General features: G+C 66.4%; 19 protein-coding genes. 12 read left to right on the forward strand and 7 right to left on the reverse strand.

Going from position 1 to position 14,760, the window contains the following annotated elements; translation table 11 throughout:
• The 3 genes from AC4HIX_RS10770 to AC4HIX_RS10780 form a co-directional block, all read right to left on the reverse strand.
• Positions 1 to 498: ImuA family protein (locus tag AC4HIX_RS10770; protein ID WP_490398983.1), on the reverse strand; the 498-nt coding region annotated here is incomplete at its 3' end.
• 165 nt (positions 499 to 663) lie between these two features.
• Positions 664 to 1,461: an alpha/beta fold hydrolase gene (locus AC4HIX_RS10775; RefSeq protein ID WP_490398984.1), complete on the reverse strand. Its 798-nt coding sequence runs from the start codon at positions 1,459 to 1,461 to the stop codon at positions 664 to 666.
• A gap of 9 nt (positions 1,462 to 1,470) precedes the next feature.
• Positions 1,471 to 1,872, reverse strand: coding sequence for a rhodanese-like domain-containing protein (locus tag AC4HIX_RS10780; protein WP_490398985.1), 402 nt, complete (start codon positions 1,870 to 1,872; stop codon positions 1,471 to 1,473).
• 122 nt (positions 1,873 to 1,994) lie between these two features.
• Between AC4HIX_RS10780 and AC4HIX_RS10785 the strand changes: the two genes are divergently transcribed.
• Positions 1,995 to 3,038: an aldo/keto reductase gene (locus tag AC4HIX_RS10785; protein WP_490398986.1), complete on the forward strand. Its 1,044-nt coding sequence runs from the start codon at positions 1,995 to 1,997 to the stop codon at positions 3,036 to 3,038.
• A 94-nt stretch (positions 3,039 to 3,132) separates the two neighbouring features.
• On the opposite strand, the gene AC4HIX_RS10790 is transcribed toward AC4HIX_RS10785, so the two are convergent.
• Complete coding sequence (locus AC4HIX_RS10790; RefSeq protein ID WP_490398987.1) at positions 3,133 to 4,116, reverse strand: GlxA family transcriptional regulator; 984 nt, start codon at positions 4,114 to 4,116, stop codon at positions 3,133 to 3,135.
• A 133-nt stretch (positions 4,117 to 4,249) separates the two neighbouring features.
• Here AC4HIX_RS10790 and bcoG point away from each other — a divergent pair, with 133 nt between their 5' ends.
• The 4 genes from bcoG (at position 4,250) to AC4HIX_RS10810 (ending at position 8,087) form a co-directional block, all read left to right on the forward strand.
• On the forward strand, positions 4,250 to 5,167 hold the full coding sequence (bcoG, locus tag AC4HIX_RS10795) for a 3-dehydrocarnitine:acetyl-CoA trimethylamine transferase BcoG (protein WP_490398988.1): 918 nt from the start codon (positions 4,250 to 4,252) through the stop codon (positions 5,165 to 5,167).
• A 74-nt stretch (positions 5,168 to 5,241) separates the two neighbouring features.
• On the forward strand, positions 5,242 to 5,811 hold the full coding sequence (locus AC4HIX_RS10800; protein WP_490398989.1) for a lipocalin family protein: 570 nt from the start codon (positions 5,242 to 5,244) through the stop codon (positions 5,809 to 5,811).
• Positions 5,812 to 5,856: 45 nt separating this feature from the next.
• Positions 5,857 to 7,332, forward strand: a complete 1,476-nt coding sequence (locus AC4HIX_RS10805; protein ID WP_490399102.1) for a carnitine 3-dehydrogenase — start codon at positions 5,857 to 5,859, stop codon at positions 7,330 to 7,332.
• Entirely contained in the window at positions 7,329 to 8,087 is a 759-nt protein-coding gene (locus AC4HIX_RS10810) for an SDR family oxidoreductase (RefSeq protein WP_490398990.1), read from the forward strand. The genes AC4HIX_RS10805 and AC4HIX_RS10810 overlap by 4 nt, the downstream gene beginning before the upstream one ends.
• Positions 8,088 to 8,195: 108 nt before the next feature.
• On the opposite strand, the gene AC4HIX_RS10815 is transcribed toward AC4HIX_RS10810, so the two are convergent.
• Positions 8,196 to 9,056 carry a helix-turn-helix domain-containing protein gene (locus AC4HIX_RS10815; protein WP_490398991.1) on the reverse strand — a complete coding sequence of 287 codons (861 nt, stop codon included), beginning with the start codon at positions 9,054 to 9,056 and terminating at the stop codon, positions 8,196 to 8,198.
• Between the two features lie 114 nt (positions 9,057 to 9,170).
• Here AC4HIX_RS10815 and AC4HIX_RS10820 point away from each other — a divergent pair, with 114 nt between their 5' ends.
• From AC4HIX_RS10820 to AC4HIX_RS10830, 3 genes are read left to right on the forward strand one after another with little or no spacing between them, the layout of a single operon-like run.
• Positions 9,171 to 9,377 (forward strand): DUF2061 domain-containing protein, encoded by a 207-nt coding sequence (locus tag AC4HIX_RS10820; protein ID WP_027236867.1) that lies wholly within the window; start codon positions 9,171 to 9,173, stop codon positions 9,375 to 9,377.
• Between the two features lie 16 nt (positions 9,378 to 9,393).
• Positions 9,394 to 10,284, forward strand: coding sequence for a fatty acid desaturase (locus AC4HIX_RS10825; RefSeq protein WP_490398992.1), 891 nt, complete (start codon positions 9,394 to 9,396; stop codon positions 10,282 to 10,284).
• 18 nt (positions 10,285 to 10,302) lie between these two features.
• Positions 10,303 to 11,205: an EamA family transporter gene (locus tag AC4HIX_RS10830; RefSeq protein ID WP_490398993.1), complete on the forward strand. Its 903-nt coding sequence runs from the start codon at positions 10,303 to 10,305 to the stop codon at positions 11,203 to 11,205.
• A gap of 133 nt (positions 11,206 to 11,338) precedes the next feature.
• Here the strand turns inward: AC4HIX_RS10830 and AC4HIX_RS10835 are convergent, their stop codons facing one another.
• Positions 11,339 to 12,070, reverse strand: a complete 732-nt coding sequence (locus AC4HIX_RS10835; RefSeq protein WP_490398994.1) for an NUDIX hydrolase — start codon at positions 12,068 to 12,070, stop codon at positions 11,339 to 11,341.
• Positions 12,071 to 12,074: 4 nt separating this feature from the next.
• Positions 12,075 to 12,497: a DUF983 domain-containing protein gene (locus tag AC4HIX_RS10840; RefSeq protein WP_490398995.1), complete on the reverse strand. Its 423-nt coding sequence runs from the start codon at positions 12,495 to 12,497 to the stop codon at positions 12,075 to 12,077.
• A gap of 201 nt (positions 12,498 to 12,698) precedes the next feature.
• Between AC4HIX_RS10840 and AC4HIX_RS10845 the strand changes: the two genes are divergently transcribed.
• The 4 genes from AC4HIX_RS10845 (at position 12,699) to AC4HIX_RS10860 (ending at position 14,679) form a co-directional block, all read left to right on the forward strand.
• The gene (locus AC4HIX_RS10845) at positions 12,699 to 13,175 is read left to right on the forward strand and encodes an EF-hand domain-containing protein (protein ID WP_490398996.1); all 477 of its coding nucleotides are present in this window, start codon (positions 12,699 to 12,701) and stop codon (positions 13,173 to 13,175) included.
• 67 nt (positions 13,176 to 13,242) lie between these two features.
• Complete coding sequence (locus AC4HIX_RS10850; protein ID WP_490398997.1) at positions 13,243 to 13,824, forward strand: RNA polymerase sigma factor; 582 nt, start codon at positions 13,243 to 13,245, stop codon at positions 13,822 to 13,824.
• Complete coding sequence (locus tag AC4HIX_RS10855) at positions 13,817 to 14,191, forward strand: hypothetical protein (protein WP_490398998.1); 375 nt, start codon at positions 13,817 to 13,819, stop codon at positions 14,189 to 14,191. Before AC4HIX_RS10850 ends, AC4HIX_RS10855 begins: the two co-directional genes overlap by 8 nt.
• Before the next feature lie 20 nt (positions 14,192 to 14,211).
• Complete coding sequence (locus tag AC4HIX_RS10860; RefSeq protein ID WP_490398999.1) at positions 14,212 to 14,679, forward strand: periplasmic heavy metal sensor; 468 nt, start codon at positions 14,212 to 14,214, stop codon at positions 14,677 to 14,679.
• Positions 14,680 to 14,760: the final 81 nt, after the last annotated feature.

Here is a 14,760-nt window from a genome sequence, read left to right on the forward strand (position 1 = left end):
ATGGGCCACGCGGTTGTGGACGGGGGCCAGGTGCCAGCGGCTTTCGATGCCCTGGGCGCCGCCCTGGCCGGGGGTCAGCAGCAGGCCCAGCGGCGCCGGGCCGAAGCGCCCGCCGGCCTCCGCCGCCAGGTGCAGCCGCCGCACCGGGGTCATGGCGGGCGGCTCGGGCAGTTCGGCCACCACCAGCGCTGCCGCGCCGCTGCGCAGGGCTTCCTCCATGGTCCAGAGCTGATCCTCTGTCCGGACTGCCTGCACGAACAGAAAACGGGCGGGGCTGGCACAGGCGGCCAGCCCGTCCGGGTTCAGCTGGCGGCCGCCCCGCGGCGGGGACAGCCACAGGACCGGCCCCGGGGCGGCGGCGGCGAGCCAGAGCGCAAAGCGGTGGCGGGCGGGGCCGCAGGCCTCATGCGTGCGGCCGTGTTCCAGCGCGATCCCCTCCATCAGGGACAGCGCCGGGCGGGGGCTGTGGCGGCGGCGGTTGAGCAGGTGAGTCGGCATGGGGGAACTGTAGCATGTTCGCTGTTTGTTCTCAATTGGCGAGCCTGCCGGAAAGAGGCTCTCCCGCCCGGACCCGCGCCCCCGCGGGAGGCGCCGTTCCGGTTGGGCCGGGCGCCGCGCAAGGCGCTGCGCGGCGGCGCATGCGGCAGGCCGGCCCGAAACGCTTCAGGCCGGGCTGAGCGCGCCCTCCAGCGCCTGGAAGAACGCCGCCCTGGCATGGGTCTCGATCCAGGGTTTGTGGCCGCAGCGCCGCAGCAGTTGGAAGCGGAATTCCGGCAGCACCGTCCTCAGAAGCTGTTCAACACCGACGGCCGGGTGCGGGTCGTGGTCGCCGTGGAGGGCAATCACCGGGCAGCGGATCCCGGCCGCTTCCCGCAGCAGCGCGCCGGAGCGGCGCAACGCCTCGGCCTCGGCCCAGACGCTTGCGAACACCCTGCGGTCAAAGGACAGGGACGGAGGCGGAAGATCCGGCAGCGGCGCATAGGCCTCCGCCTTGTCGAGCAGCTGCACTGCGCGGGCCAGCCCGGCTTTTGTCTCCATCCCGGCACCGTCAAGCAGGGCTGTCAGCTCCTGCCACTCCGCAGGCGGCAGGCGCGCTTGCCGGGCGGCATTGATCTGCGCGGCAAACCGGGCTTCGAACGGCGGGCAGCCTGCCAGCACCAGCCTGGAGACCAGATCCGGGTGCCGGGCCGCCAGCAGGCAGGCCAGCCAGGCGCCCCAGGAAAAGCCGATCAGGACCGCGGGCCCGTCGCAGCCTGCCTCCAGCTGCGCCCGAAGTTCGCGGACCTGGCCGGCCACGGAGGCCTCGGACTGCCAGGGCTCCAGCACCCCAAACCCGCGCGCGGCCATTTCCTGTGCCACCGGGGCCGCCTCGCCGGCGGCGCCCGGGCCGCCGTGCAGCACGGCTGCGGTGAAGGGCGGGGTGCCGTGCCGCCGGGTGAATGGGGCTGCGGGCTGCATCATGCAGAGGGTTCAGCCCTCGCGCGGCACCACCGAGCCGCCCTGTTTGGCCCATTCGGTGAAGCCGCCCTCCAGATGCACCACCGGTTTCAGCCCCATCTCCATCGCCGCCTTGGCGCTCAGCGCCGAGCGCCAGGCGCTGGCGCAGTAGAACACATAGGTTTTGTCCTGGTTGAACACCGGCTTGTGATAGGGGCTGTCCGGGTCGATCCAGAACTCCAGCATCCCGCGCGGACAGGAAAACGCGCCGGGGATCATGCCGCTGCGCTGCAGCTCGCGGATGTCGCGCAGGTCGATGAAAACGTAATTCTCGTCGAGGACCTTCTGCTTGGCCTCCTCCACGCTCATGGTTTCGACAAGGCTGTTGGCCTCGGTCAGCAGCGCCTTGACGCCTTTGGTGATGGTTTGCGGCATGGGATCTCCTTTGCTCGGCTTGCGCGCAGGCTGGCGGGTTTGCCGCGCGGGTGCAAGCGGCTTGCACTTGCCGCCCTGCCGGTTAGGGTCGCGGGCAAATCCGGAACAGGGGAGCGCGTGATATGAAAATGAACCCGTTGGGACGCACCGGCATCGAGGTTTCCGAACTGTGCCTGGGCACGATGACCTTTGGCACTCAGACACCTGAGGATGAGGCCCATGCGCAGATTGATATGGCGCTTGCGGCAGGGGTGAACTTTGTCGACACGGCCGAGATGTACCCGGTCAATCCGGTCAGCGCAGAGACCCTGGGCGACAGTGAGCGCATCATCGGCAATTGGAACGAAAAGACCGGGCGGCGCGGCGATTATTTTCTGGCGACCAAGCATTCCGGCGAGGGGATGAAGCATGCACGGGACGGGGCGCCGATCTCGTCGAAGACCATCGCGTCCGCGGTGGAGGCGTCGCTGAAGCGGCTCAAGACCGACTATATCGACCTCTACCAGTTCCATTGGCCGAACCGCGGCAGCTACATGTTCCGGCAGAACTGGACCTATGACCCTTCCGGGCAGAACCGCGAGGAGGTGCTGGCCAACATGGAGGATTGCCTGGAGGCTTTGCAGCGTGAAGTGGAGCGCGGCACCATCCGGGCCTTTGGCCTGTCGAACGAAAGCGCCTGGGGCACTGCGCAATGGCTGAGGATTGCAGAGGCGCGCGGCGGGCCGCGGGTGGCCTCGATCCAAAACGAATATTCGCTGCTGTGCCGGATGTACGACACCGACCTGGCGGAGCTGAGCGTCAATGAGGACGTGGGCCTGATGGCGTTTTCGCCGCTGGGCACCGGGCTCTTGACCGGCAAGTATCAGGACGGGGCGGTGCCGGAAGGGTCGCGCAAGTCGATCAACCCTGAGCTGGGCGGGCGCCACTCGCCGCGGGTCTATGATGCGGTGGCGGCCTACCTGGAGATTGCCAAGCGGCACGGGCTGGATCCGGTGCATATGGCGCTGGCCTGGTGCCGGACGCGGCCGTTCATGGCCTCGGCGATCTTTGGCGCCACCCGCCTGCCGCAGCTGGAGCATCTGCTGAAGTCGGTGGAAGTGGCGCTGAGCCAGGAGGTTCTGGACGAGATCAACGCCGCGCACCGGGCGCATCCAATGCCCTATTGACGCCGGCGGAGGAGGGGGCGCTGCCCCCTCTTGCGCTGGGGGCGCAATTCACCCCCGGGATATTTTCAGCCAGATGAAAGGGATCCTGCCGGCATCAATGCGCGGTCGGGCGCGCCTGTTCCTGCCGGAGATCACGGGCGGAGGTGCCGTGCGCCGTGCGGAAGGCGCGGGCGAAGCTTGATTGCGAGGTGAAGCCGGTGGCCATCGCCACCTCCATCAGCGGCATGCTGGTGTCGGTGACCAGGCGGCGGGCCTCGGCCAGGCGCAGCTGCAGGTAATGGTCCTGCGGCGTGGTGTTCAGGCGCAGGCGGAACTGCTGCTGAAGGCTGCGCGGGCTGGTGCCAAGCGTCTCGGCAATGGCGCTGAGCGGCAGCGGCTCGTCCAGCGCGGCTTCCATCAGCGCGTTGGCCTTGGCGGTGAGCGCATTGTGCTTGTGGCCGCCCAGCCGGCTTTGCGGGCGGGACGCGGCGGCGGGACCATCATAGAGGAACAGCCCGGCCACCCGGGCCGCAAAACCTGCGCCGTGGCGGGCGCCGATGATGTGCAGCATCATCTCGATTGCGGGTGTGGCGCCGCCGGAGGTCAGGCGGGCATCAGACACCGTGAAGCGGTCGTTGCGGGCGTCCACGTCGGGGAAGCGCGCGGCGAAGTTCTCCAGGTCTTCCCAGTGGGTGGTGGCAGGGTGGCCGTCCAGCAGCCCGGCCTCGGCCATCAGCCAGGGGCCGCCGTCGATGCCCGCAATGGTGGCGCCGGTGGCGGCGATGCGGCGCAGTCCCGCCAGCAGGCTGGGGGTGGCGTGGCGGGCCAGCTGGAAGCCGGCCACGACGATCAGCAGCTCGCAGCCCTCAAGCCGGGCCAGGGGGATGCTGGGCACGGTGAGGCCGCTGGTCAGCATCGGCGGCTCAGCGGTGGCGCTGATGTAGTCCCAGTCAAAGGCGGCGCGGCCCGCAAGCCGGTTGGCCGCGCGCATAGGGTCCACCGCGGCCGCAAAGGACAGCGTGTTGCATTCGTCCAGCACCAGCAGCGCGGTTTTCAGCGGCCGGTTCTCGGGCTGCAGGATGTTTTTTGCGGATTTCATCAACTTCGATTCGCCTGGTGTAAACTGTGCTGCAAAAGGCTGCGGCAGAGTCGCAGGCAGCGCAAATCAGAATCTGGGGAGGAGCCTGGGGATAACCCGTGGCAAAACCCTGTACATCGAAGGGAAAAGCAAAATGCCTCTGGAAATGAACCGCGAGGTCTTCATCACCTGTGCCGTGACCGGCTCTGGCGGCACCCAGGACCGCAGCCCGCATGTGCCGCGTTCGCCCAAGCAGATCGCCGAGTCGGCCATTGCCGCAGCCAAGGCCGGGGCGGCCGTGGTGCACTGCCATGTGCGCGATCCGGAGACCGGGGTGCCGTCGCGCCGGCTGGATCTGTACCGTGAGGTGACGGACCGGATTCGCGATGCGGATGTGGATGTGGTTCTGAACCTGACCGCAGGCATGGGCGGCGACATGGTGTTTGGCGACACCGAGAATCCGCTGCCGCTGAAAGAGGCCGGCACCGATATGGTCGGCGCCACCGAGCGCGTTGCCCATGTGGCGGAGTGCTTGCCCGAAATCTGCACCCTGGACTGCGGCACCATGAACTTTGCCGAGGCCGATTACGTCATGACCAACACCCCCGGCATGCTGCGGGCGATGGGGCAGATGATGACCGATCTGGGTGTGAAGCCGGAGATTGAGGCGTTTGACACCGGCCACCTGTGGTTTGCCAAACAGCTGGTGAAAGAAGGCGTGCTGGAGCCGAACGCGCTGGTGCAGCTGTGCATGGGTGTGCCGTGGGGCGCACCGGATGATCTGAACACCTTCATGGCAATGGTCAACAATGTGCCCAGCGACTGGACCTTCTCTGCCTTTGCGCTGGGCCGCAACCAGATGGCCTATGCGGCGCAGTCGGTTCTGGCGGGCGGCAATGTGCGGGTCGGGCTGGAAGACAACTTGTGGCTCGACAAGGGGGTCTTGGCCGAGAACTGGCAGCTGGTCGAGCGGGCAAACACCATCGTGTCGAATATGGGCGCGCGGGTGATCGGGCCGCAGGAGGTGCGCGAGAAGCTGGGTCTGACCAAACGCGCGCCGGCGGCGGGCTAGGGAACTGCTCAGGACGCGGGGCGTTGGGAGTGGAGTGACAATACCCCCAGCCCCGCATTCAGGAGATTCCGGCCATGACCTTCCGCAAATTCATCCCGGCAGTTGCTGCCTCAGCCCTTATCATCGCCGCCGCGGCGGCCACTGCCCGGGCTGAGGGCTACCGGGACACGAATGTGCCGATGACGGTGCAGGAAGATCTGGAACTCACCCGCTATCTGGGGACCTGGTACGAGATCGCCCGCTTTCCCAACAGCTTTGAAGAGGGCTGCGAAGGCGTGACGGCAACCTATAGCGCACGGGAGGATGCACGGATCAATGTCATCAACCGCTGCCGCCGGGAGGGCCTTGATGGACCGGTCGACTCGGCGGAAGGGGTGGCCCGTGTCCGCGCGCCCGGCAAGCTGGAGGTGAACTTTGTCTCCTGGCTGAGCTGGCTGCCCCTGACCTGGGGCGATTACTGGGTGCTGGACGTGACAGAGGATTACTCGGTCGCTGTGGTCGGCACCCCGGGCGGCGACCAGGGCTGGATTCTGGCGCGCAGCCCGGAACTTGGCGCGGCGGAGCTGGAAGCGGCCAGGGCCGTGCTGCGCCGCAACGGCTATGATCCTGAGGCATTGGAGATGGTGCCTCAGCCCAAGGAATAACACACGGGCCCGGCGGCCGGGTCCCTCGGAGGATGGACGACAATGGTGAAGCAATCGGCAGCAATCATCGGCGGCGGGGTTATCGGCGGCGGCTGGGCCGCGCGGTTCCTGCTCAATGGCTGGAACGTGCGGGTGTTCGACCCGGACCCGGACGCGGAGCGCAAGATCGGCGAGGTGCTGGGCAATGCGCGCCGCTCGCTGCCGGGACTGGGCAACGTGGCGCTGCCGGCGGAGGGGCAGCTGACGTTCCATGAGACGATCGCGGAGGCCGTGGACGGCGCCGAGTGGGTTCAGGAAAGCGTGCCGGAGCGGCTGGACCTCAAGCAAAAGGTTTATGCCGAGCTGCAGGCGCATTGTGCGCCAGATGCGGTGATCGGCTCGTCCACTTCGGGTTTCAAGCCGTCGCAGTTGCAGGACGGGCGCGAGAACCCCGGGCAGATCGTGGTGACGCATCCGTTCAACCCGGTCTATCTGCTGCCGCTGGTGGAGCTGGTCACGACGGAGGCCAACCCGGCGGGGGTCATCGACCGCGCCAAGGAAATCATCAGTGCCATCGGCATGTATCCCCTGCACCTGAAGAAAGAGATCGACGCCCATGTGGCCGACCGTTTCCTGGAGGCGGTCTGGCGCGAGGCGCTGTGGCTGGTCAAGGACGGCATCGCCACCACCGAGGAGATCGACAACGCAATCCGCTATGGCTTTGGCATCCGCTGGGCGCAGATGGGGCTGTTCGACACCTACCGCGTGGCGGGGGGCGAGGCGGGGATGCGCCACTTCATGGCGCAGTTCGGGCCGTGCCTGTCGTGGCCCTGGACCAAGCTGATGGATGTGCCGGAATTCACCGACGAGCTGGTCGACCTGATTGCAGGCCAGTCGGACACGCAGTCGGGCCATCTGGACATCCGCGAGATGGAGCGGATCCGCGATGACAATCTGGTCGGCATGATGCGGGCGCTGGGCAGCAACGACTGGGGCGCGGGTGCGCTTCAGAATGCCCATGACAAGGGGCGCGAGGACGAGGCCGGGCTGATACGCTCGGTGGATGACCTGGAAGATCTGAGCCAGCCGGTGCTGACCCAGAGCCGCGTGGTGCCGCTGGACTGGACCGACTACAACGGCCACATGACCGAGAGCCGCTATCTGGATGCCTTTGCCCAGTCCACCGACCGGCTGATGATGATCATCGGCTGCGATGCGGAGTATATCGCCAACGGCGGCAGCTACTTCACCGCCGAGACCCACATCCGCCACATCGACGAGGTGCATGCGGGCGACCCGATCCAGGTGCGGACCCGGGTGATCATGGGCGCGGGCAAGAAGATGCATCTGTGGCATGAGATGTATTCGGGCGAGCGTCTGCTGGCGACGGGTGAGCATATGCTGCTGCATGTGGATCTGAAGACCCGCCGCTCGGCGCCGCCTGCGCCGCATATCGAGGCCAACCTGGTGAAGCTGGCCGAAGCCCATGCGGCGCTGCCTGCCCCTGAGGGGCTGGGCCGCGCAATCGGGGCTCCGCGTTGAGCCGGGTTCTGATCACCGCCGGCGGTTCAGGCATCGGCCGGGCGATGGCGGAGGGCTTTGCCGCCGCCGGGCATCAGGTCTGGATAACGGATGTCAGCGCGGTGGCGCTGGCAGACGCGCCGGAGGGCTGGCGGACAACGGCGGCGGATGCCACCGATGAGGCCGGGGTCAAGGCGCTGTTTGCCGAGATTGCGGAGGTCTGGGGCGGGCTGGATGTGCTGTGTGCCAATGCAGGCATTGCCGGGCCGACCGCGCGGGTCGAGGACATTGCGCTGGAGGACTGGCGCAAATGCGTGAGCGTCAATCTGGAGGGCTGCTTTCTGGCGGCCAAATACGCGGCGCCGGTGATGAAGGCGGCTAGGGGCGGCTCGATCATCGTGACGTCTTCGACGGCGGGGCAGTATGGCTATCCGAACCGGGCGCCCTATGCCTCGGCGAAATGGGCCGTTATCGGCCTGATGAAGACGCTGGCGATGGAGCTGGGCCCCTTTGGCATCCGCGCCAATGCGATTTGCCCCGGTGCGGTGGAAGGCCCGCGGATGGAAGGCGTGCTGGAGCGGGAGGCGGCGGCCAAGGGGATGACCCGGGATGAGGTTTACGCGGGTTATGCCGCGGGCACCTCCATGGGCAGCTTTGTCGAGGCCCGCGACATTGCTAACATGGCCGTGTTTTTGGGCTCAGACGCGGCGCGGCTGGTATCGGGGCAGGTGATTGCGGTCGACGGTCATACCGAGAACCCGGACCCGAAGGTGTAAGGCAGGCTGACCGGACGGGCAACGTTTCCCGGCGCGGGAAACGTCCCGGAAAACACGTGTTTTCCGAGCCGGAATTATCGCATAATTCCGGCGCCCCTGCCGGGGCGGTCAGGAAATTGCGGCCCGCAGTGCCCGCAACCGCCCCGGAAGCTGCCGCGCGGTGATATCGGCCTCGCGCACCAGATTGTCGAAATGGTTTGTGAAAGTGGCAATCCGCTCCTTGTCGCGGAAGGCGAGGTAGTGGGTGCCGGCGTAGAACACGCACAGGAGCGGCCCGAAGATGGTGATCGGGGAGGAATAGAGCCGCTTGGCGTCAAACAGGTAGATGCGCAGTCGGGGGTAGAGCTGCTCGCAGAGGCGCTCGAACTGGTCAAGCTGCTCCAGCCGGATCTCCAGCGGCAGGCCTTCGTAATAGCCGACGGCGTGGGCAAAGCTGTCGAGCTCATACAGCGGCAGGGCGATTTCATAATCTGACGGCGATTGGCGCATCCAGGTGAGGCGGTCCTCGGAGGCGCCGATGGCCTGGCCTGCGGTGCGGCCCAGGTGGGGGGAGTATTCCCACTCCAGCAGTGCCCGGGTTTTCAGCATGTCGGGGAGCGCAGCGGGCACATGGCGGATCTTGTAGCCCTCTGCCTCCTGATGCCACTCAAAGATCCGTTCATCGACCAGGGCGCGGGGGGCCTCGGTCAGGGTGAGGCTGGAGGCCAGCAGCTCTGCCGCGCTTTCGGGGCGGTCGGAGAGGCTGAGCAGCCAGTCGGCGGACACCCCCAGCGCACCGGCGCAGGCGCCGACGACATGAGCGTTGGGGAGACGTGCGCCCTCATCCGTCAGGAGCTGGGAGATGGTGGAGCGGTCGACGCCGACGGCACGGGCCAGGGCGCTTTGGCTGAGGCCGCTGTCGCGCAGCGCCCTGTTCAGCCTTTGCCGGAACTGCTCTGCCCGTACCCGTTTGTCGATATTTTCTATCATTCGTTTCTAATTATCACATCTGATGGATTTTGTTAACTGCATTCGGAATTCTGCACATCCTCCTGCTGCGGTACTTTGAAAACAAGCACTTACCCAAGAATAACAGGAGGCGATATGGAAACGCGCAAGCGCTCCATTGTGAAGGCGGTGATCTGGAACGTTCTCGGGCTGGTCTCGATGACGCTGGTGGGGCTTGCGGCCACCGGCTCAGTCAAGGCGGGCGGGGTGATGGCGCTGATCAATACCGGCATCGGCTTTACCGTCTACCTGGTCTACGAGCGGGTCTGGGCGCAGATCAGCTGGGGGCGGCGCCATGTCTGAGAGCTGCCGCGGATATATGCCCCGCAGCGTTGAATGGGGCACCCTGGCGCTGATTCTGGCCTGCTACGGCGGCTGGCTGGCGGCGCTGTGGCTGCTGCCCGGTGTCAGCCTTGGGCTGACGGTGCTGGCGCTGGGTGTGATGGCGGCGCTGCATTCCTCGCTGACCCATGAGGCGCTGCACGGGCATCCGTTCCGCAGCCGCTGGCTGAATGAGGCGCTGATGTTCTTTCCCCTGAGCATGGCGGTGCCCTATGGCCGGTTCCGTGACACCCATCTGGCGCATCATGAGGATGAGGCGCTGACTGATCCCTATGACGATCCGGAGAGCAATTACCAGGACCCGGCGGTTTGGGCGCGGCTGCCCGGCTGGCGCAAGGCGCTCTTTCGGGTGAACAACACCCTGCTGGGGCGGGTGGTGCTGGGGCCGCTGGTCGGGCAGGTCTGCTTCATGGCCGGCGACTGGCGGCTGGCGCGCCAGGGGGAGCCGGGGGTTGTCCGAGACTGGATCCTGCACGCTGCTGGTCTCGCAGTGGTGATCTGGGTGGTTTGGCAGTCGCCGGCGCCGCTGTGGGCGGCGGTTGCCGGGGCCTATCTGGGGCTTGGCCTTTTGAAGATCCGCACCTTTCTGGAGCACCGGGCGCATGAGACCGCCCAGGGCCGCACCGTGGTGATCGAGGACACGGGGCCGCTTGCCTTCCTTTTTCTGAACAACAACCTGCACATCGTGCATCACATGCATCCCGGCGTGCCCTGGTATGCGCTGCCGCGGCTGTACAGGGCGCGCAGGGCGGAATTCCTGGCGGCCAATGACGGTTATTTCTACCGCAACTACCTGCAGATTTTCCGCAACTACCTGCTGCGCGCCAAGGACCCGGTGCCGCATCCGCTCTGGCAGCAAGGGGAATAAGGGCGCATAAGCGGGGGCATGTTTGCCTGGATCCCCGTTTCCATTGCCGCTGCCTCCTTTCAGACCGTGCGCTTCATGCTGCAGAAGGTCCTCAGCAGCGTAACGCTGACGCCGGGCGGAGCCACCTTCGCCCGGTTTTTCTATTCCGCACCGTTCATCCTGACGGGGCTGGCGCTGTATCTGACGGCCTCTGGGCGGTCTCTGCCGCCGCTGCCGCCTGCGTTCTGGATCTATGCGGCCATCGGCGGCACCGCGCAGATCCTGGCGACGGTCTGTGTGGTGGCGCTGTTCAAGCAGCGCAATTTTGCGGTGGGGATCACCTTTAAGAAGACCGAAGTGATCCAGACCGCCATCGTCGGGCTGGCGGTTCTGGGCGATCCGGTCAGCCTTGGCGGCTGGGTAGCGATCCTGATCGGGCTGGCGGCGGTGCTGGTGCTGTCGCGGGCGCCGGATGCGACGGGCGCCTGGTGGCGGCATCTGACCAACCGCGCGGCGCAGCTGGGGCTGGGATCCGGGGTGCTGTTTGCCTTTTCCGCCGTCAGCTACCGCGGCGCGTCGCTGCAGCTGGCAGAGCTTGAGCCTGCGTTCCGCGCGGCGGTGACGCTGGCGGCGGTGGTCAGCTTGCAAACGCTGTTCATGGGCGCGTGGCTGGGCCTGCGCGACAAGGGTGAGATCGCGCGGGTCTGGGCGGCGCGCAAAGTGGCGGTCTGGGTGGGGCTGACCAGCATGGGCGGCTCATTCTGCTGGTTCTGGGCCTTCACGCTGCAAAACGCCGCCTATGTGAAGGCGGTGGGGCAGGTGGAGCTGCTGCTGTCGCTGCTGGCCTCGGTGCTGTTCTTCAAGGAGACCGTCACGCTCCGCGAGCTGGCGGGCATGGCGTTGCTGATCGTGTCGATCCTGGTGCTGGTTCTGGCGATCTGAATGGCGCCGCCTGCGGCAGGGCGGCCGGAATTATGCGATAATTCCGGCTCGGAAAACACGTGTTTTCCGGGACGTTCAGCTACACAATTGTTCCACTGGAACAATTGTTTGCCTCACTCCGCGCCGGAAAACGTTACCCTTCGGCGGGCATCGGATAGCCCTTGAGGCGCAGGAACAGACTGGCCTCGTCGTTGTTGTGGAAATAGGGCACGCTTTGCGGCGGTTCGGCGTCGCGGACGCGGGCGGTGACCTCGGCCAGCACCACCTCGGTGATGAAGGGCAGGTCAAAGCTGCGCACCTGGCTGAGCGGGATCCATTGCAGATGCGACAGCTCATCCGCGGCGCGGGAGAAGTCATCCAGATCGCCGGTGATCTGATCGGCATCGACCAGGAAGAAGCGCGCATCAAACCGGCGAGGGCGGCCCGGCGGGGTCAGGGCGCGGAACACGAACTGCATGGCGCGGGCAGAGGGCACATGGCCGGTGGCGGCAAAGCTCTGCCAGTCTTCGGGCACCTCGCCGGTCCAGCTGCCGGGCTCGCCCAGGATCAGGCCGGTTTCTTCCCACAGTTCGCGCACGGCAGCGACGCTGAGGGGATGGTGCACGCCGTCCGGCGCCTTGTCGGCCAAGCGTTCCTGGCAGACGGGGGAGATCGGGGAGGCAAGCGGAACCTGTGCATCCGCCACATCGACTGCGCCGCCCGGGAAAACGAATTTGTTCGGCATGAAGGCAGCCTTGGCGCCGCGCTGGCCCATCAGCACCTGCGGGTCCTCCGACATCCGGCCGCGCATGGCAATGACCGTGGCCGCATTGCGGATCGCGGTCTTGTCGGTGGTGGTTTCGCCGCTCAGAAATGTGTCGCTCATGCCCTTATTGCCCTTTCGCTGCCGGGGTATCCTTGCCGAAGCCGTGCATCCGCCGCGCCCATTGGTAGGCGATGACGATCCCCTTCATCCGCGGCAGAAGATAGAGGGAAGACGCGAGGCAGCCAATCGTGAACACGGTGAACATCACCAAGGGCTCCGGCCGCCAGGAGAAATAGACCACATGCATCAGCGGCGCCATGATGTGGCCGACGATCAGGATCGTGAGGTAAGCGGGCCCGTCATCGGCGCGCGCGTGGGTCAAGTCGAGGCCGCAGTGGCTGCAGCTTTCGTTCACCTTCAGATAGGAATGCAGCAGCTTGCCCTGCCCGCAATTGGGGCATTTGCAGCGCCAGCCCTTGGCCAGGGCGGGCATGGTGGGGCGGTCGTTTTCTGCCTCGGGGGCCGTAACGGCGGGGGACTCGGTCATGAAAATATCCTGTGTGCTGCACTTATATTTGCGCGCAACGGCGGGCACGCGAAAGGGGAAAGCCCGATTTCTGCGCCGGTTTGCCGCAACGTGCGGGGGAAGGCAAAAAAGTTCGGAAAACCGCGACGGATCTGCGGGGCGCGTGCGTTTTTCCTATGCATCGGGCAGCAAGAGGCTGCCGCATGACAAAGGAAAGACGATATGAAACACGTCAAGTTCATCACTGCGATTGTTGCTGCCGCTGCCGTGACTGCAGGCGGCGCTGCCCTGGCACAGGGCTTCGGGCACCACGGGCCGCGGATGTCCTTTGAGGAGATCGACGCGGATGGCAACGGCGAGGTCACCAAGGCCGAGATCGAAGCCATGAAGGATGCGCATTTTGCCAAGGCGGACGCTGATGGCGATGGCAAGCTGACGCTGGAGGAAATGCAGGCGCGGGCGCGGGAGCACGCGAATGAGCGGGCTGCCTGGATGCTGGAACGCTTTGACAAGGACGCCGATGGCGCGTTGAGTAAGGACGAGCTGCCGCAGCCGCGCCGGGCGGGCAAGATGTTCGACCGGATGGATGCCGATGGCAGCGGCGGGATTTCGAAAGAAGAGTTCGAAGATGCCCGCATGAAGCACGGCGGCATGCACCGCCGCGGGTATTGGCAAGAGAACGGAACGGAGCAGAACTGATCTCTGAAGCGTGCTGCATAACGCGGAAATATCACGGCGCCGGACCCCTGCTGCGGGTCCGGCTGCGATGAGCGCAGCGGCGGGGGAGGTCTCCGACGATGCCTTGCTGGTGCTCTATGCGAATGGCGATGGGCGTGCGGCGGCGGAGCTGACTGCACGCTTGAGCCCGCGGGTTTTCGGCGTCGCGATGCGGGTGATGGGCAGCCGCGCGGAGGCCGAGGATGTGACCCAGGAGGCGATGCTGCGCCTGTGGAAGATGGCACCGGAGTGGCGGCCGGGGGAGGCGCAGGTGTCGACCTGGCTGTACCGGGTGGCGATGAACCTGTGCATCGACCGCAAGCGGCGCGCCCGCGGCGGCCATGTGGATCTGGACGCGGTGCCGGAGCCGCCCGATCCGGGCCGCTCGGCGGCGGAGCAGATGCAGGAGGGGGCGCGGCAGGATGCGCTGCAGGCGGCGCTGATGCAACTGCCGGAACGGCAGCGGCAGGCGGTGGTGCTGCGGCACCTGGAAGAGCTTTCGAACCCGGAGATAGCCGGGATCATGGACATCAGCGTCGAGGCGGTGGAAAGTCTGACCGCCCGGGGCAAACGGGCGCTGGCCGCGGCTTTGGCCGGGCGGCGCGAAGAGTTGGGGTATAGCGATGGCTGACACGGATAAAGCACTGCAGGAGCTGGAGGATCTGTTTGCCGCGGCACGCAGTGACCGGCCCGCGGTGCCGGAACATCTGAGCGCCGCCATCCTGGCGGACGCAGCACGGGAGCAAGCGGGCTTTCAGCCTGAGCGGCCAGCGCGGGCGGCCCGGCTTCCGAAGTGGCGGCAACTGATCGAGGCGATTGGCGGCTGGCCTGCGATGGGCGGGCTGGCGGCGGCCAGTGCGGCAGGACTGTGGATAGGGGTTGCGCCGCCCGCCTTTGTGCCGGACCCGGTGGCGCTGGCCGGTTATGAAGACAGCAGCACCGTATTTGCTGATGAAAGTTATGACATCGCGGTAATGCTGAGCGAGGACTTGCAATGAATGCGGAGGGCAAACCCGGAATGAAGCTGTGGCTGAAACTGCTGCTGGCGGCCTCGCTGGCGTTGAACCTTGCAGTGATCGGCATCGCGGCCGGGGCGGCCTGGCGGTTCTCCGGCAAGGACAGGCACTGGCAGCGGCCGCCGTCGGTGGGGGCAATGATCTTCCGCGAGCTGGACCGTGACACCCGCAAGGCGCTGCGGCAGCAGGCGGGCGGGGATCACGGCAGCTATTTCAAGCGCCGCCACGCCGAGGGCGAAGCGGTGATCGCGGCGCTGCGCAGCGGCAGTTTCGACGCCGCCGCGCTGCGGGACATGCTGCGCAGCCAGTCGGACGCGCGTCACGCCTTCCACACCAAAGTGCAGGACGCCTGGGTGAGTAAGATGGAGGCGATGACACCGGAAGAACGCGCCGCATTTGCGGACCGTATGGAAGAACGGATGCAATGGCGCGGCACGCATTGGCAAGGAGCTGGGCACAGGCGGGACTGATCCGCCTGCGGCGGTTACCTGAGAACTCCTTTCACCAGAAAAGGCAGCCGGTTGCGGCTGCCTTTTTAATAACCGGAAGGG

It is taken from the genome of Leisingera sp., from assembly GCF_982940295.1.

Bases quoted from the DNA above. Each gene is read 5' to 3' on its own strand.
- AC4HIX_RS10840 (WP_490398995.1), bottom strand. From the start codon at position 12,497: ATGACCGAGTCCCCCGCCGTTACGGCCCCCGAGGCAGAAAACGACCGC.
- AC4HIX_RS10815 (WP_490398991.1), bottom strand. From the start codon at position 9,056: ATGATAGAAAATATCGACAAACGGGTACGGGCAGAGCAGTTCCGGCAA.
- AC4HIX_RS10835 (WP_490398994.1), bottom strand. From the start codon at position 12,070: ATGAGCGACACATTTCTGAGCGGCGAAACCACCACCGACAAGACCGCG.
- AC4HIX_RS10780 (WP_490398985.1), bottom strand. From the start codon at position 1,872: ATGCCGCAAACCATCACCAAAGGCGTCAAGGCGCTGCTGACCGAGGCC.
- bcoG (WP_490398988.1), top strand. From the start codon at position 4,250: ATGCCTCTGGAAATGAACCGCGAGGTCTTCATCACCTGTGCCGTGACC.
- AC4HIX_RS10830 (WP_490398993.1), top strand. From the start codon at position 10,303: ATGTTTGCCTGGATCCCCGTTTCCATTGCCGCTGCCTCCTTTCAGACC.
- AC4HIX_RS10860 (WP_490398999.1), top strand. From the start codon at position 14,212: ATGAAGCTGTGGCTGAAACTGCTGCTGGCGGCCTCGCTGGCGTTGAAC.
- AC4HIX_RS10855 (WP_490398998.1), top strand. From the start codon at position 13,817: ATGGCTGACACGGATAAAGCACTGCAGGAGCTGGAGGATCTGTTTGCC.
- AC4HIX_RS10775 (WP_490398984.1), bottom strand. From the start codon at position 1,461: ATGATGCAGCCCGCAGCCCCATTCACCCGGCGGCACGGCACCCCGCCC.
- AC4HIX_RS10790 (WP_490398987.1), bottom strand. From the start codon at position 4,116: ATGAAATCCGCAAAAAACATCCTGCAGCCCGAGAACCGGCCGCTGAAA.
- AC4HIX_RS10850 (WP_490398997.1), top strand. From the start codon at position 13,243: ATGAGCGCAGCGGCGGGGGAGGTCTCCGACGATGCCTTGCTGGTGCTC.
- AC4HIX_RS10800 (WP_490398989.1), top strand. From the start codon at position 5,242: ATGACCTTCCGCAAATTCATCCCGGCAGTTGCTGCCTCAGCCCTTATC.
- AC4HIX_RS10845 (WP_490398996.1), top strand. From the start codon at position 12,699: ATGAAACACGTCAAGTTCATCACTGCGATTGTTGCTGCCGCTGCCGTG.
- AC4HIX_RS10820 (WP_027236867.1), top strand. From the start codon at position 9,171: ATGGAAACGCGCAAGCGCTCCATTGTGAAGGCGGTGATCTGGAACGTT.
- AC4HIX_RS10785 (WP_490398986.1), top strand. From the start codon at position 1,995: ATGAAAATGAACCCGTTGGGACGCACCGGCATCGAGGTTTCCGAACTG.
- AC4HIX_RS10825 (WP_490398992.1), top strand. From the start codon at position 9,394: ATGCCCCGCAGCGTTGAATGGGGCACCCTGGCGCTGATTCTGGCCTGC.